This is a genomic window from Arthrobacter sp. zg-Y1143 (assembly GCF_030125565.1).
In the GTDB taxonomy this organism is placed as follows: Bacteria; Actinomycetota; Actinomycetes; order Actinomycetales; family Micrococcaceae; genus Arthrobacter_B.
This window is the reverse complement of sequence record NZ_JASKLW010000010.1, coordinates 24,939-41,162: the sequence shown is the minus strand read 5'-3', so window position 1 is coordinate 41,162 and position 16,224 is coordinate 24,939. Positions and strand designations below refer to the sequence as shown.

General features: G+C 66.7%; 10 protein-coding genes. 5 read left to right on the top strand and 5 right to left on the bottom strand.

Features of this window, described 5'->3' with window-relative positions; all coding sequences use genetic code 11:
* Positions 1-124: 124 nt before the first annotated feature.
* The 5 genes from QNN98_RS12375 to QNN98_RS12355 form a co-directional block, all read right to left on the bottom strand.
* Positions 125-760 carry a Maf family protein gene (locus QNN98_RS12375; RefSeq protein ID WP_227927009.1) on the bottom strand — a complete coding sequence of 212 codons (636 nt, stop codon included), beginning with the start codon at positions 758-760 and terminating at the stop codon, positions 125-127.
* Between the two features lie 125 nt (positions 761-885).
* A complete protein-coding gene (locus QNN98_RS12370; RefSeq protein WP_227914185.1) occupies positions 886-2,310 on the bottom strand; it encodes a dicarboxylate/amino acid:cation symporter in 1,425 nt (474 codons plus the stop codon).
* A gap of 191 nt (positions 2,311-2,501) precedes the next feature.
* Positions 2,502-4,199: a DUF885 domain-containing protein gene (locus tag QNN98_RS12365; protein WP_283997672.1), complete on the bottom strand. Its 1,698-nt coding sequence runs from the start codon at positions 4,197-4,199 to the stop codon at positions 2,502-2,504.
* An 87-nt stretch (positions 4,200-4,286) separates the two neighbouring features.
* The gene (locus tag QNN98_RS12360; protein ID WP_283997519.1) at positions 4,287-4,526 is read right to left on the bottom strand and encodes an acyl-CoA carboxylase epsilon subunit; all 240 of its coding nucleotides are present in this window, start codon (positions 4,524-4,526) and stop codon (positions 4,287-4,289) included.
* Complete coding sequence (locus QNN98_RS12355; RefSeq protein ID WP_227927011.1) at positions 4,523-6,118, bottom strand: acyl-CoA carboxylase subunit beta; 1,596 nt, start codon at positions 6,116-6,118, stop codon at positions 4,523-4,525. Before QNN98_RS12355 ends, QNN98_RS12360 begins: the two co-directional genes overlap by 4 nt.
* 261 nt (positions 6,119-6,379) lie before the next feature.
* Here QNN98_RS12355 and QNN98_RS12350 point away from each other — a divergent pair, with 261 nt between their 5' ends.
* From QNN98_RS12350 to QNN98_RS12330, 5 genes are all read left to right on the top strand, one after another.
* Positions 6,380-7,237, top strand: coding sequence for an SDR family oxidoreductase (locus tag QNN98_RS12350; protein ID WP_283997516.1), 858 nt, complete (start codon positions 6,380-6,382; stop codon positions 7,235-7,237).
* A gap of 60 nt (positions 7,238-7,297) precedes the next feature.
* Positions 7,298-8,185 (top strand): biotin--[acetyl-CoA-carboxylase] ligase, encoded by an 888-nt coding sequence (locus QNN98_RS12345; RefSeq protein ID WP_229960729.1) that lies wholly within the window; start codon positions 7,298-7,300, stop codon positions 8,183-8,185.
* A gap of 18 nt (positions 8,186-8,203) precedes the next feature.
* Positions 8,204-8,797 (top strand): PH domain-containing protein, encoded by a 594-nt coding sequence (locus QNN98_RS12340; RefSeq protein WP_283997513.1) that lies wholly within the window; start codon positions 8,204-8,206, stop codon positions 8,795-8,797.
* The gene (locus tag QNN98_RS12335; protein ID WP_227914191.1) at positions 8,790-9,962 is read left to right on the top strand and encodes an adenylate/guanylate cyclase domain-containing protein; all 1,173 of its coding nucleotides are present in this window, start codon (positions 8,790-8,792) and stop codon (positions 9,960-9,962) included. The genes QNN98_RS12340 and QNN98_RS12335 overlap by 8 nt, the downstream gene beginning before the upstream one ends.
* 159 nt (positions 9,963-10,121) lie before the next feature.
* Positions 10,122-16,211: an Ig-like domain-containing protein gene (locus tag QNN98_RS12330; protein ID WP_283997510.1), complete on the top strand. Its 6,090-nt coding sequence runs from the start codon at positions 10,122-10,124 to the stop codon at positions 16,209-16,211.
* Positions 16,212-16,224 lie beyond the last annotated feature (13 nt).

Genomic DNA, 16,224 nt, shown 5'->3' with positions numbered 1-16,224 from the left:
GATGTGCTCAGTAGACGGGGAGCGGGCCCCGGGTAGCCCGGGAAGTGCTCAGTAGACGGCGAGCAGGGCCGGAAAAGCCCGGGAAGTGCTCACCAGACCCAAGCCCCTGGCCCGGCCACCCGGGCTACTTCCAGAGATCGATGATCCGCACCCCTGCGCTGGACAGCAACTGGCGCAGCGTGGACACGGACAGCCCGACGACGGCGTGCGGGTCACCGACGACCCGCTCGATGAACGCGCCGCCCAGGGAATCGATGGTGAAGGATCCGGCCACCTGCAGCGGCTCGCCCGTGGCGATGTACGCCTCGATTTCCTCGTCGGACAGCTTGGCGAAGTGCACCTCGGCGGAGCTGACCGCGCCGAGGGTTGCGCCGGACCCGTCCTCATCGGTGTCGCGGCAATCCACCAGCCAGTGCCCGGTGTGCAGTACCCCGGAGGAACCGCTCATGCGCCGGATCCGGGAACGGGCGACGTCGGCCTCCCACGGCTTGCCGTGCGCCTCGCCGTCGAACTCGAACACCGAGTCGCAGCCGATCACCAGGGCGCCGTCCGCCTCCGGCAGTGCGGCCACGGCTTCGGCCTTGGCGCGGGCCAGCAGCAGGGCGGTGTCGTGCGGGTCGGTCAGCCCGTAGCGGGCGGTGACGGCGTCTTCATCCACGTCGGATACAAGGACCGTGTGGGCTATGCCGGCGTCGGTCAGCAGCTTGGTGCGGGCGGGGGAGGCGGAGGCCAGGATGAGGCTCAGGTTTGGGTTGGTCACGGCATCCAGCCTAGTGCCGGCGGAAGCCGCCGGGAAAACGCCGCCGGAGCCGGTTTAGCCAGCCCGGCCGGCCGTTAACGCAGCAGGGCCGCCCCCAAGGGGACGGCCCTGCCAAAGCGGTGAACCTAGCTCCTGACACCCGCTCCGGGTACCTGGATGGCGGTTTGCTCCGCAGCGGTCCGCACCGGGTCGATCTGCTCCGAGTCGTCCGCAAACGGGTCGCCCTCGCGCTTGGCGTTGTACAGCTCGGCATCCAGCAGGCCGTTGCGCTTGGCCACCAGGGTGGGAACCACGGTCTGGCCGGCCACGTTGACCGCCGTGCGGCCCATGTCCAGGATCGGATCGATGGCCAGCAGCAGCCCGACGCCGGCCAGCGGCAGGCCCAGCGTGGACAGCGTCAGGGTCAGCATCACGACGGCGCCGGTGGTGCCGGCGGTGGCGGCTGAACCCAGCACGGAGACCAGGGCAATCAGCAGGTAGTCCGTAAAGCCGAGGTCAATGCCGAAGAACTGTGCCACGAAGATCGCGGATACGGCCGGGTAGATCGAGGCGCAGCCGTCCATCTTGGTGGTGGCGCCCAGGGGTACGGCGAAGGACGCATATGCCCGGGATACACCGAGGTTGCGTTCGGTGACGCGCTGGGTCAGCGGCAGTGTTCCCACGGAGGAGCGGGACACGAAGGCCAGCTGGATGGCCGGCCAGGCGCCGGAGAACCACTGGCGTACGGACAGGCCGTGGCTCTTGATCAGTGCCGGGTAGACGCCGAACAGGACCAGGAAAAGACCGATGTAGATGGTCAGTGCGAACATGCCCAGGGAACCGATGGTGTCCCAGCCGTAGGTGGCCACGGCGGTGCCGATCAGGCCGACGGTGCCCACCGGGGCCAGGCGGATGATCCACCACAGCACCTTCTGGATCACGGCCAGCGCCGACGCGTTCAAGGCCAGGAACGGCTCTGCGGCCTTGCCGACCTTGAGGGCGGCGATGCCGACGGCGATGGCGATCACGAGGATCTGCAGCACGTTGAAGCTGACGCTGGTGCTCACGTCGCCGCTCTCGGCGACCTTGGAGCTGGCACCCAGGCCAAGGAAGTTGCCCGGGATCAGGCCGGTGAGGAAGCCCAGCCAGCTGCCCTGGCTGCCGTGGAAGTCCTCCTGGGCGACGTCGGCATTGTTACCCGGCTGCAGCACGGTGCCCAGCACCATGCCGATGACCACGCTGATCAGTGCGGTAAGGGCGAACCACAGCAGGGTCTGCCAGGCCAGCCGGGCCGCGTTGGAGACGGCACGCAGATTCGCGATCGAGCTGACGACGGCCGTGAAGATCAACGGCACAACGGCGGTCTTCAGCAACGAAACATAGCTGGTGCCGATGGTGCTCAGGGTGGTGGTCAGCCAGTTCGGCTCGTCACCGTTGGAGCCCATCGACTTGGCCAGCAGGCCAAGGGCCAGGCCGGCGATGAGCGCAGCGATGATCTGCGGCCCGAAGGACGTTGCCCACTTGGGCAAACGCCGGGCGGGGGAATCGGGGGAGGAGGTCTGTGTGGTCACGGAGAAGACTCTAACGGCGGACCACTACCAGACCTGCCTTGAAGTTGCGAAATATTACGCCGGCCAGGACGGGTGCTTTGCAGGTAGCGCGCTGCAGGCCCGCGGCGTCCTGCGGAGAAAGGGCAGTGCCCCGGGGTATTCCCCGGGGCACTGTGACGAACCTCGCATTGGAGGAAGGCGCCGGAACCGGGTTAGTTCCCCAGCAGGGCCCGCCGCAGGGTGTCCAGGCCCACCGAGCCCAGCTGCAGGGCCCGGGTGTGGAAGGCCTTCTCGTCGAAGGCGTCCCCTTCGCGGCTGCGGACCTCGTCGCGGATCTGCTCCCAGAGCCGCTGGCCCAGCTTGTAGGACGGCGCCTGGCCCGGCCAGCCGAGGTAGCGGGTGAACTCGAAGTTCAGCTGGCCTTCGCTGATGGTCAGGTTTTGCCTAAGGAAGTCGTAGCCCTTCTCGGCTGTCCAGGTGCCTTCGCCCCAGCGCTCGGGAATATCCAGTTCCAAGTGGACGCCGATGTCGAAGACCACGCGGGCCGCGCGCATCCGCTGGGCATCAAGCATGCCCATCTTGTCGCCCGGATCGTTGAGGTAGCCCAGTTGGTCCATCAGCCGCTCGGCGTACAGCGCCCAACCTTCGCCGTGGCCGGAAACCCAGCAGATGTTCCGCCGCCAGTCGTTGAGCAGCCCGCGCGCCGCCGTCGCCGTGGCAATCTGGAGGTGATGCCCGGGTACGCCCTCGTGGTAGACCGTGGTGGTCTCCTGCCATGTGGTGAAGGTGTCCTCGCCCGCAGGAACGGACCACCACATGCGCCCGGGCCGGGAGAAGTCATCGCTGGGGCCGGTGTAGTAGATGCCGCCCTCCTGAGTGGGGGCGATCATGCACTCGATCCGGCGCATGGGTCCGGTGATGTCAAAGTGCGAGCCGGCCAGGTCTTCCACGGCGCGGTCCGCCAGGTCCTGCATCCAGGACTGCAGCTCATCGGTGCCGTGCAGCTGCCGGGCCGGATCCTCGTTCAGGATGTCCATTGCCTCCTGCACAGTGGCGCCGGGGCGGATCTGCTCCGCTACGGCTTCCTGTTCGGCGATGATGCGGTCCAGCTCTTCCACGCCCCACTGGTAGGTCTCCTCCAGATTGACGGAGGAGCCCAGGAACCGGCGGGACATTAGTGCGTAGCGTTCGGCGCCGACGGCGTCCTTCTCCGGCGCTGCGGGCAGCATCTCGGATTCCAGGAAAGTGGCCAGAGACAGGTACGCGCGGCGGGCGGACTCGGCGCCGGTGCGCAGCTCGGCCAGCAGTGACTCGGGGAGGTTTTCGCCGCCGGGCAGGGATGCGTTGGCGGACAGGGCGTCGAAGAACCCGCCGTCCTCGGCATAGGCGGAAGCCTGCTCGATGACGATCTTGACCTGCCGGCGGGCCGGCACCAGGGACTGTTCCAGTCCGCTGCGGAGGCTGGTGATGTAGCCCGCGACGGCGTCGTCGACGTTGTTCAGCCGGCCGGCAATGTGGTGCCACTGCTCCTCGGTATCGGTGGGCATCAGGTCGAAGATGCTGCGGATGCCCTGGGCGGGGGAAGCGATGTTGTTCAGGTCCGACAGGTCCCAGCCGGATTCGTGGATCTCCAGGTCCAGGCCGAGGCGCTCGTGCATGGCGTCCAGGGTGACGCGGTCGACGTCGTCCGCGGGTTCCAGACCGTCCAGGCGGCTGAGCGTTTCCCGGATGGCTTCGGCGAAGGACTCCAGGCCTGCGGGGGAATAGTCGCCGTATTCGGTTTCCCGCCCCGGGATGCCCAGGGAGGTGGCAAGGGACGGATCCAGGTCGAGGAGGGTGGCGGTGTATGCATTGGCCACGGCGTCGATGGCAGTGGGCTGGCGCGCCGGTGCGCTGGCCGCGGTGGACATGGGCTCGGAAGATGATGTCTGTTGGCTCACAAAGGTAGCCTAACCGCAGAGGCGCCCGGCGGGCCTAATCGCCGTTCCGCAAGGGGGCTAACGGAAGCTGCGCCGCCAGGAGCCCGGCCCGGGGGTCGGCTCGAGCCGGAGCATCCGGCGCCGGGCCCAAATCCGGTGCGCCGGGCGCGGTGCCGGCAGCACTGCTTCTTCAGCCGCCAGCCCGGCGACGACGGCGGCCAGCGCCGCGAGCTCCTCGTCCGTGGGGTTGCCGGCCACCACGGAGAGCAGGGGTGCGCCGGGGGCCGGCGACTCGGGGAATAGGTCCGCGGTGCTCACAGCGGCATGTTCCCGTGCTTCTTGGCCGGCAGGGCGGCGCGCTTCTCGCGCAGAGCCCGCAGCCCGCGGATCAGCTGCAGCCGGGTTTCGGAGGGGGCAATCACGGCGTCCACGTATCCGAGCTGGGCAGCCTGGTACGGGTTGAGCAGCTCGTCCTCATACTGCTCGATGTACTGGCGGCGGACGTCTTCGACATCGCCCCCGGCGTCGGCGGCTGCCTTCAGCGGCGCCCGGTAGAGGATGTTGACGGCGCCCTGGGCACCCATCACGCCGATCTGCGCGGTGGGCCAGGCGAGGTTGAGGTCGGCGCCCAGCTTCTTGGAGCCCATCACAATGTAGGCCCCGCCGTAGGCCTTGCGGGTGATGACGGTGAGCTTGGGGACGGTGGCCTCGGCGTAGGCGTAGAGCAGCTTCGCGCCGCGGCGGATGATGCCGTTGAACTCCTGGTCCTTGCCCGGCAGGAAGCCCGGCACGTCCACGAAGGTGAGGATGGGAATGTTGAAGGCGTCGCAGTTCCGGACGAAGCGTGCGGCCTTCTCAGAAGCGGCGATGTCCAGGGTGCCGGCAAACTGCATGGGCTGGTTCGCCACGATGCCCACGGTGTGGCCTTCGACCCGCCCGTACCCGATGATCACATTCGGTGCGTAGAGGGCCTGCATTTCCAGGAAGTGGCCGTCATCCAGCACGTTCTCGATGACGGCCCGGATGTCATAGGGCTGGTTGGCGGAGTCCGGGATGAGGGTGTCCAGGGCCAGGTCCGCCTCGGTGGGTTCCGGATCGGAGTCGAAAGCGGTCAGCGGTGCTTCGGCAAGGTTGTTGGACGGCAGGAAGTCCAGCAGTTCGCGGACGAACTCGATGGCGTCCTCCTCGTCCGAGGCGAGGTACGTGGACGTGCCCGTGGTGGCGTTGTGCTGACGGGCACCGCCCAGGGTTTCCATGTCCACGTCTTCGCCCGTGACCGTCTTGATGACGTCGGGTCCGGTGATGAACATGTGGGAGGTCTTGTCCACCATAACGACGTAGTCGGTCAGGGCGGGGGAGTACGCGGCACCCCCGGCGGAGGGGCCCATGATCAGGGAAATCTGCGGTACCACCCCGGACGCATGCACGTTGTTGCGGAAGATGTCAGCGAACATGGCCAGCGACGCGACGCCTTCCTGGATGCGGGCGCCGCCGCCGTCGAGGATGCCCACCACGGGACAGCCGGTGCGCAGCGCGAATTCCTGCACCTTGACGATCTTCTCGCCGTTGACCTGGCTCAGGGAACCGCCGTACACAGTGAAGTCCTGGCTGTAGACCGCCACGGGACGGCCGTCCACAGTGGCGTAGCCGGAAACCAGGCCGTCGCCCAGGGGCTTCTTCTTTTCCATCCCGAACGCGGTGGAACGGTGGACAGCCAGTGCATCGAACTCCACGAAGGACCCGGCGTCGACCAGCAAATCGATGCGCTCCCGGGCAGTGTGCTTGCCGCGGGCGTGCTGCTTCTCGACGGCGGCCTGTCCGGAGGGCAGCTCTGCCTCGGCCTGGCGCCGCCGGAACTCGGCGATCTTGCCTGCGGTCGTGTGCAGGTTCGTGTCCTGGTCGATGCTCAAGAAGGCCTCCGGGTGCCGGTCGAGTAGCGCGGGAACCTTCCGGCGGGAAGGGCCGTGCTGGGCGTTAAGTAGGTTCCGCACAAAATGCGTGCGGTTTACGGGGTGTGGTTTACCCAGTCTAGTGAGCGCCTGCACCGGGACTGAGTGTAGAAATCCTACAATTTCGCGTCCCGGTGCTTGGTCCGGCGCAGATGGGGGCCGACATGCGGACACGATGTTACTGACGGGTAACTTAGCTGTGGTGTGTATTACTGTCGAGGCATGAGCACACCCAACAGCACCCCGGAAACGGCGTCGCGGTCCCTGGCCGGACGCACCATCCTGATGTCCGGCGGCAGCCGCGGCATCGGACTTGCCATTGCCCTGCGTGCCGCAGCGGACGGTGCCAACATTGCAATGCTCGCCAAAACGGCGCAGCCGCACCCCAAGCTGGAAGGCACGGTCTACACCGCCGCCGAACAGTTGGAGGCTGCCGGCGGCAAGGCCCTCCCGATCATCGGCGACGTGCGCCGCGACGAAGACGTTGCCCGCGCGGTCCAAGCCACCGTGGAACAGTTCGGCGGGATCGACATTGTCCTGAACAACGCCTCGGCCATTGATCTGTCCGGCACCGACGCCGTGACGATGAAGAGCTATGACCTGATGGCGGACATCAATACCCGCGGCACCTTTATGCTGTCCAAGTTCTCCCTGGACGCCCTGCGCCGGTCCGATAACGCCCACATCCTGACGCTCTCCCCGCCCCTGAACATGGACCCCAAGTGGGCCGGCAACTACCTCGCCTACACCCTGGCCAAATACGGAATGTCGCTCACTACGCTCGGCCTGGCGGAGGAACTGAAGAACGACGGCGTGGCGGTGAACTCGCTATGGCCGGTCACCGGCATCGACACCGCGGCAATCCGCAACATGCCCGGCGGCGACAAGCTGGCGGCGGCGTCGCGCAGCGCCGACATCATGGCCGATGCTGCACATGCCATCCTGACCCGGCCCAGCAGCCAGTCGACCGGCAACTTCTACACCGATGAAGCCGTCCTCCGGGAGGAAGGCATCACCGATTTCAGCCGGTACGCGCCGGGCGTGCCCGCAGAGTCGCTGATGCCGGACTTCTTCCTCTAGCCGGGCCTGCACGGAACCGGGTGCCCATCAATGTCAGGGCGCCCGCGTAAGATCGGATGCATGCAACTGCACTACTCCAGCATGGAAAGACCGGCCCTGGATCCGGACCGCCTGCGGGCGGCCCTGGTGGCCCCCGCCGGCCCGTATGCGGATCTGGAAGTAGTACAGGAAACAGGTTCCACCAACACGGACCTGGCCGACGCCGCCCGCCTGCGCCCCTGGGAGGTTCCGGACCTTACGGTGCTGACCGCCGAACTGCAGAACGCCGGCCGGGGCCGGATGGACCGCAGCTGGGTGGCACCGGAACGGTCCTCGCTGTTTGTCAGCGTCCTGATGCGGCCGGTGAACCGGGACGGGCGCCCGCTGCCCACGGACTCCTACGGCTGGCTGTCGCTGCTGGCCGCGCTGGCGATGGCAGAGAGCATAGCCGCCCGCACCGGCGTGGAAGCCCGGCTGAAATGGCCGAATGACGTGATGGTGGACGGACGCAAGCTCGCCGGGGTGCTGGCGCAGCTGGTTCCCTCCAGCGACGGCGCACCGCCGGCCGTAGTGGTGGGTGCCGGCCTGAACGTGAGCCTCACCGATGAGGACCTGCCGGTTCCCACGGCCACCAGCCTGCTGATGGAGTATGCCTCCACCACGGACCGCAACATCCTGCTCCAGGACTACCTGCTGGCCCTGGCGGACGGCTACCGCTTGTTCTGCTCCGTAGACGGAGACGCCGACGCCGTGCCCGCAGGCGGGCAGGACTCGCTGCGGGGCCGGGTTACCGCACGGTTGACCACCCTGGGCCGGGACGTGCGTGCCGAGCTGCCCGGGGGCGGAGCCCTCCTGGGCCGTGCTGCGGCGCTGGCGCCAACGGGAGCCCTCGTTATTGTCGATGAGCAGGGGCACCCGCACACGGTCAGCGCCGCCGATGTGGTGCACCTGCGCGCCGGGCAGGCCTGAGCATATGAGGACCGGACTGTGCCTTTCGGCAGGCGGTGGGTGGTGCGCCTGAGACTGTATCCCGGCGAACACCTCATTACCGCCGGGCGCCCGCATGCCCGTCCTCTGTGGAAACCGCTGGTACTGGCCGGAGTCACCGGTGCCGCCGCCGGATACGCATACGGCTGGCTCGGCCGGGACAGCCTGCCCGGGCAGCTGGGCGAGTGGAGTCCGTATCTGCAGCCCGCCGTCGCTGCCGTGGCCGTGCTGCTCCTGCTGCGTTACTGCGTCCCGCCCGTGCTGCGCTGGTTGGCCGGCCGCATCATCCTCACCGACCGCCGGCTGATCCAGCGCCAGGGGGTGCTGCTGCGGCGTGAGCATGAGATTGCCCTGGCTGCCATCTACCAGCTGGAAATACGGCAGTCCGTGCCGGACCGGATGCAGGGAAGCGGCACGCTGGTGCTGGACCTCGGACACGGGCGGGTGATGCAGTACCCGGCGGTGCCCGAAGTGCACCGCTTCCGGTCGCTAGTGGTCTCGGCCATAGGCCAGCTGCCGCTGACCGCCATGTTTGATGGTGTAGATATTGATTCAGACGGGGGATACGACTACGAACGGAGGGACAATGACTGACGCAGGCCACGGCGAGGCCGGAGCCGCCAGCCACCCCGAACCCCTGTCAGTGCCTGCCGATTCCGTGCCGGCGGACCCGCTGCAGGCCGCAACGGCGCCCCGCCCGGACTATTCGGCGGCGGACACGGGTACGGAAATTGACCGGGAGGACGTGCGCAGGCTCGAGGCGCAGCTGATCGGCGGTCCGCGGACCTTGAGGCGCCGTGAAGCTGCCGCCGAAGCGGGCGTCTCGCTCCTCTCCGCCCGCAAGCTCTGGCGCGCCATGGGTTTCCCGAACCTCGACGACGACGCGGTCTTTTTCACCGAGCAGGACCGGGAGGCGCTCAGCACCGTGATTGAACTGGTGCGCGACGAGCAGCTCACCGAGGAAGCGGCCATTTCCATCATGCGTTCCATCGGCCAGATGACGGACCGCATGGTGGTGTGGCAGGTTGAAGCACTGGTCGAAGAAATGGTGGCCAGGCGCGGAATCACCGACGCCGAGGCCCGCAAAAACCTGGTGGCGGCGCTGCCCGATTTGATTGAACCGTTGGAAAAGACGCTGGTCTACGCCTGGAAGCGGCAGCTTAATGCGGCTATCCAGCGGCTGGCCCTGCGCGCCGAAGCGGGCCTGGCCAGCCACGACGGCAGCGCCTCGGATGATGCCCCGCTGCCGCTGGCACGGGCGGTGGGTTTCGCTGATCTTGTCTCCTACACCAGCCTTTCCCGGCAGATGAACGAGAAGACCCTGGCGCAGATGGTGCAGCGTTTTGAGCACAAGTGTGCCGAGATCATTTCGGTGGGCGGCGGGCGGCTGGTCAAGACCATCGGCGACGAAGTGCTCTTCAATGCCGAGACACCTGAGGCCGGTGCCGAAATTTCACTGGCACTGGCGAAGGCCTTCACCGAAGATGAGCTGCTGCCCTCGGCCCGCGTATCCCTGGTCTGGGGACGCGTCCTGTCCCGGCTGGGAGACATCTACGGCCCCACCGTGAACCTTGCCTCCCGGCTGACGTCCCTGGCCGAGCCCGGCACTGTGCTGACCGATGCCTCCACCGCGGCCGCGCTGAAGGACAACCCGAAGTTTGTCCTCATCCCGCATCAGCCGCGCAACGTGCGCGGGTTTGGTGAAATCCACCCGGTGACTTTGGCCCGCGGCACCGGATCGGGACTGGTCCTGGACTGATTCCGGGTCCCTCCGCCCGCCCGCCCGGCGGGCAGTGACGCATGCTACCTCCGGATGAGATCTGTGTAACACTATGCGGTGGAACTGTGGTGTCCGCTCCCTTTCTCGGGGGCTGCCGGACCCCTTTTCCGCTGCAGGTCAAAACCAGGGGGAAACATCGTGGCAGCGCATGGGGGAAATGCACGTCTGCTCAGCCGCAAGCGGCGCAGGGCATTGTCGGTTGGCTCGGTCGTTGCGGTCACCGCAGGCCTGGTGACCGGGGCACTGCTGTATCCGGGCTTCGCCAGCGCCGATGTGGACCTGAACGACGGCGGGGTTTGGGTCACCAACCGCACCCAGGGCATGGTGGGCCACCTGAGCTACCCCTCCCGGCTGCTCGACGGCGGTTACACGGCCAACAGTGACAACTTCGATGTGCTGCAGAACGCCGGCACGGTTTTTAACCTCAACACCGACCAGTCCAAGGCCAGCCCGGTGGACGTGGCCAATGTGGCCCGCGGCGCCGAAGTGCAGCTTCCCGGCGCCGCCGAGTTTTCCTTCGGTGCCGAAACCGTGGCCATCACCGACCCGGCCCAGGGCCGGCTGTGGATTCTCCCGGCGTCAGAACTGGGATTCTTCAGCGAGTCCGGGTCTGAGCCCGTTCTCGAAGGCAAACCGGGAATGATTGCGGCTGTGTCCTCGGACGGCCAGGTGGTGGCTGCCGCGCCCCGGGACGGCATGCTGTACACGTTTGAGAAGGATAAGGACGGGAAATACGGCGAGCCGGAGGGGCGCGAAGCCCCTGCGTTGAAGGACTTTGAGGACGCCTCCATCGCCGCTGTGGGTAACAAGCCCGTGGTCCTGAATCCGGAAACCGGAACCCTTCTGCTGCCTGACGGCGAAACCCTCGACCTTCCGGACGGGAAGAACGCCAAGCTGCAGCAAAGCGGACCCGCCAGCAACGTCGTGGCCGTAGCGACATCCCAGGCACTGGTCCTCCAACCCCTGGACGGCGGGGATGCGGACATTGCCAAGGTGGACTCGGGCGGCAGCGCTGCGGCCCCGGTCCGGTTGGGCGACTGCGTGTACGCGGCCTGGGCGGGCTCGGGAACCCATGTGCGGGACTGCGGCAACGACGCCGACGACACCCGCGAGGACATCCCCGGCCTCAGCCCGTCTTCCGAACTGGTCTTCCGCGTGAACCGCGACGTGGTGGTCCTCAACGATGTCAACGGCGGCAGCGTATGGCTGGTCCTGGAAAACATGCAGTTGGTGGACAACTGGGGCGACGTCATTCCGCCCGAGCAGAGCACCGACGACGACGAAGAGGAAGCGGCCAGCGAGAACCCGGTGAATGCCCTGCCGGACCGGACCACGGAAAACCAGCCGCCGTCGGCTTCGGATGACCGGTTCGGTGCCCGGGCCGGGCGCACCACCATCTTGCAGGTGCTCGAGAATGACAGCGACAGCGACGGTGACCTGCTGACTGCCTCCGTCGTGGGGGACCAGCCGCTGGTGGGGTCGGTCCAGCCGATCTATAACGGGGCTGCCCTGCAAATCGTGATTCCTGCCGGCACGCCGGCAGGTACGGGCACTTTCGCCTACGAGATTACGGACGGGCGCGGCGGCCGGGACACGGCAACGGTGACGGTCGAGGTTCCTGCGGCGCAGGCCAACACCCCGCCGGAACCGCGGCGGCCCACGAAAATCCTGTTGGAGCAGGGCAAAGAGGTCAGCCAGAACATCCTCAACGACTGGAAGGACGCAGATGGCGACGACCTGGTCCTGACCAGTGCCGAACCCACGGAAGACGGTGACCAGGTACGGCCGAATTCCGACGGCCTCCTCGACTTCCGCGACGTGGGCAAGACCCTCGGGATCAAGGAAGTGCCCATCACTGTGTCGGACGGGTACGACGAGGCCAAAGGAATCGTCACCTTTGACGTGCGCCCTTCCGGCGTGCTGCCGCCGGTGGTGAACTTTGACCATTTCACGGCGACGGTGGGCCAGCCCATCCAGTTGTTCCCGCTGAAAAACGACATGGATCCGGCTGGCGGGCAGCTCTCCCTCGCAAAGGCCGAGGGCGAGAACGGACTGGCCCTGACACCGGATTACCAGACCGGTTCCATCGGTTTCCTGCCCACCGAAGCAGGGACGTATTACATCGAATACCTGGTGACCAACGGTCCGCAGAGCGCCAGCGGACTGATCCGGGTGGATGCACAGCCTGAAGGCCGCCAGGGGGCGCCGGTGGCGGTGCGTGACGTGGCCCTGGTCCCCAGCGGCGGCAGCGTGCTGGTGGATGTGCTGGGCAACGACACCGACCCTGCGGGCGGGCTGCTGGTAGTGCAGTCCGTGACCGCTTCCGTGGATGCACCGGTAAACGTAGCCGTATTGGACCGGCACCTGCTGCAGATACATGACGAGCGCGGCCTGCAGCAGCAGATGACCATCAGTTATGCAGTCTCCAACGGTATGTCCACTGCCACGGGCGAGGTCAACGTAATTCCGGTGGAGGCACCCGCAGTGGTTCTTCCGCCGTCGGCCGGCCCTGACAGCGCGGTGGTGCGCGTGGGCGATGTGGTCACCATTCCGGTGCTGGACAATGACTCGTCGCCCAGCGGCGGAGAACTTGCCGTCAGCCCGGTGCTTCCCCAGGGGGTGGACCCGGCGGACGGCCAGATATTCGTCTCCGAAAACAAGGTCCGTTTCGTGGCCGGTCCAAACGCGAAAACCGTCTACGCCATCTATGAGGTGACGGATGACAGCGGGCAGAAAAACTCCGCCCAAGTCAGCATCACCATACGTCCCCGGGACGACGAGAAAAACACGCCCCCCGTCCCGCAGAACGTTGAAGGCCGGGTGGTGGCAGGAGCCACGGTCCGGATCCCGATCCCGCTGGACGGACTGGATTCCGACGGGGATTCCGTGGTGCTGAACGGCGTGGGCACCGCCCCCACCTTGGGAGCGGCGCAGACCGGTCCGAACTATATCGACTACACGGCGCTGGCACAGGCCTCCGGCACCGACTCGTTCACCTATACCGTCCGGGACCGCCTGGGACTGGAGAACACCGGCACTGTCCAGGTGGGCATCGCCCCTGCGGCCGAGGCGAACCAGAAGCCTGTGGCTGTCAACGACACCGTTGCCCTGCGGCCCGGCCGCGGAACAGCAGTGAATGTGATCGGTAATGATTCCGATCCCGACGGTGATCCCATCTCGCTCAACACCGCGTCCCTGAGCGGCAGCGACCCGGAGCTGGAGCCCCGGACGGATCAGTCGCGCGTCCTGCTGCACGCTCCGATGGAGCAGGGCACCTACAGCATCAGCTACGGGATCAAGGACAACCGCGGCGGCACGGCAACCGGTAACCTCACGGTGGTTTCGGACGAGAACGCGCCGCTGCTTCCCCCGCGTGCCCGCGACGACCTTGTTGATCCCGCGGAAACCCGCGACAAGAGTTTTGTCGAGGTGCCGGTCCTGGAAAACGACGAAGATCCGGACGGGCTCGCCGACGATATGAGCCTGACCATTCTGGGTGACCATCCCACCGCTTCGGTCTCCGGAAACCAGGTCCGGGTGGACCTGACCGAGGAAGCCCAGATCATTCCGTATGCCGCGGAGGATGAAGACGGCGCCTCGGCCAGTGCCATCATCTGGGTTCCCGGCCTGAGCACCCAGTATCCGATGCTGCGGAAGGCAGAGCCGCTGGAAGTGCAGGCCGGAAGCACCTTGGACCTGAACCTGAAGAACCTGGTAGTGGTCCGGGACGGCAGGAGCCCCCGGGTGACGGCAGCCGAGCAGGTCAAGGCCACGGGCACGAAAGACGGCGGCGTCCGCCTGATCAGCCCCACTGTCCTCCGTTACGCACCCCACCCGGACTATTCCGGGCTGGGTTCGGTGACCTTCGAAGTCACCGACGGGGCGGGCCCGGATGACCCGGAGGGACTCAAAGCGACCCTTACGGTACTCGTGAACGTGATTCCGCTGCCGGAGCAGAACTACCCGCCCGCGTTGAGTTCGGGGACCCTGGAAACAGCCAAGGGTGAAGAACCGAAAGCCCTGGACCTGGCAGCGTTGGCCTCGGACCCCAATCCGGAGGACACCGGCAGGCTTAAGTTCCGTCTCGCCGGCTCGGTTCCGCTGGGCTTCGACGCAAAACTCGACGGCAGTGTCCTGTACATGAGCGCCAAGGACGACGCCGCCGTCGGCACCACCGGTGAGCTGGCAGTCACGGTGAGCGACGGCCGCGGAGACCCCGTCAGCGGCCGGGTGGACGTGACGGTAATCGCGTCGACGCGGCCGCTGCCGGTGGCCAACGACGACGTCGTGCCGGACGCGGTGCAGGGCCGGGCAGTTACGGTGCCGGTACTGGACAACGATGTGAACCCCTTCCAAGGCGGCAAACCCCTGGAACTGGTGGACGTGGCAGCTGACGGGAACGGAACTGCCGTCCGCCAGGGGTCCTCCGTGGTGGTGACACCCGGAGCCGACTTCGTGGGGAACATGACCGTGCGGTACACCGTGCGGGACCGGACCGGCGAACCGGGCCGTAATGCCGTGGGCCAAATCCGCCTCACGGTGCAGGGAAAGCCGGCGGCACCGGCTACTCCGGTTATCGAGTCCACCCGGAGCAGGACCGTTGTGCTGAATTGGAATCCGCCCGCCGCCAACGGATCTCCGATCACCGGGTACACCGTGACCGCCAACAACGGCTTCACCCAGGCCTGCCCCGCCACCACATGCACCCTGACCGGGCTCACCAACAACGTTGAATACGTTTTCCGGGTCACAGCCACCAACGCCAACGGCACCTCGGCACCTTCACCCACCTCAGCTGTTGCCCGGCCGGATACCCAGCCGGACCGGCCCGCACCGCCGGTGCTTGTCTACGGCGACAAGGAGCTGAAGGTCAACTGGACACCGCCGGGGAATGACGGTTCGCCGATCACCGGTTATGACCTGCAGATTTCCCCTGCCCCGCCCAACGGAACAAGCCAGAGAGCCGTTCCTGCCACAGGCGGTTCCGTGGTGTGGGCCGGGCTGGAGAACGGTACCAGTTACCGCGTCCGGATCCAGGCCCGGAACTCTGCGCCCCAGCCCTCGGACTGGAGCGACTACTCCGTGCCCGAAACCCCCAGCGGTCCTCCGGGGGCACCCGGCACGCCCACCACCACCACGGCCCAGCCTGTGGGCACCCAGTCCCAGCTGAAGGTTCAGTGGAGTGCTGCGCCCACTAACGGTGCAACGGTGGACCAGTACGAGGTGCTGGTTTATCAGGCCGGCAAACAGGTAAGCACGTCAGCCGGAACCGGCGACACCCAGGCCACCGTAACCGTGGCCAACTCCGAAGAGGACTACTCCTATGCCGTGCGGGCACACAACCGCTCCGGCTGGGGTGAACCAAGCCCGGTTTCGGCTCCCCGCCGGGCCACGGGCACACCGGACCCGCCTCAACCGCCCACCCTTTCGCTGGCCAACACTGACAAGGCCGGGGGATCGGTCAAAATCAACTTCGCCCCGCTGACCAAGGAACAACGCAATGGCACCCGGGCCTCTGAAATCATTTACACCGCTCACTTCGACAACGGAAAGACCCTCCAGGTGTCAGACGGCCAGGTGGTGACCGGATTCCCCAACGGCGTGCCCGTCTCCGCCGTGGTCACTGCCGCCACAACGGTGAACGGCGCAGAGTACGCGAGTGCCGGCAGCGGTCCGTCCGCGCCGGTCACGCCCTACGGGTCCCCGGGCCTGCCAAACACGTATAAGCGCGACGGGTCGCTGCAGCATATTGAAGGCGTGGTCGGCTGGTCGTTGCCCAGTGCCGACGTCGCTGACGCCGTAAGGGTGGAAGTCCGGGTCAACGGAGGGCCGTGGACGAAGGCCCAGTTCCCATCTGATGAATGGACATTCGGCGATGAAATCGACAAGGAACACACCGTTGACGTGAGAACCGTGAATTCCGTGGGTACGCCGGGGCAGCCGGTAACCGTAGTCGTGAAGACCGGTGCATCCTTTGTCGGCACGACGACCGCGCAGACGTGTTGGCGGGACTCCGGCGGGGACTGCTCCCCAACGGCCGGCAATGTGCCGGCGGAGACCGCAGTCAAGTCCGTCTGCAAAATCGAGAAAAAGGGCAAGAGAGATGAGGAAGGCATGATCCTGCTGAAGCCCACCACGCCCGTCGGCAACATGTGGTCCCCCTACCTCGATTCCAAGGACGTGCAGCACGGCTCCGGCACAACGGTGAACAACCTCCCGTCCTGTTAGCACCCAAGACACT

Excerpts from the sequence above, each read along its gene's own strand:
- QNN98_RS12345 (WP_229960729.1), top strand. The coding sequence starts at position 7,298 with ATGCAACTGCACTACTCCAGCATGGAAAGACCGGCCCTGGATCCGGAC.
- QNN98_RS12350 (WP_283997516.1), top strand. The coding sequence starts at position 6,380 with ATGAGCACACCCAACAGCACCCCGGAAACGGCGTCGCGGTCCCTGGCC.
- QNN98_RS12335 (WP_227914191.1), top strand. The coding sequence starts at position 8,790 with ATGACTGACGCAGGCCACGGCGAGGCCGGAGCCGCCAGCCACCCCGAA.
- QNN98_RS12365 (WP_283997672.1), bottom strand. The coding sequence starts at position 4,199 with ATGTCCACCGCGGCCAGCGCACCGGCGCGCCAGCCCACTGCCATCGAC.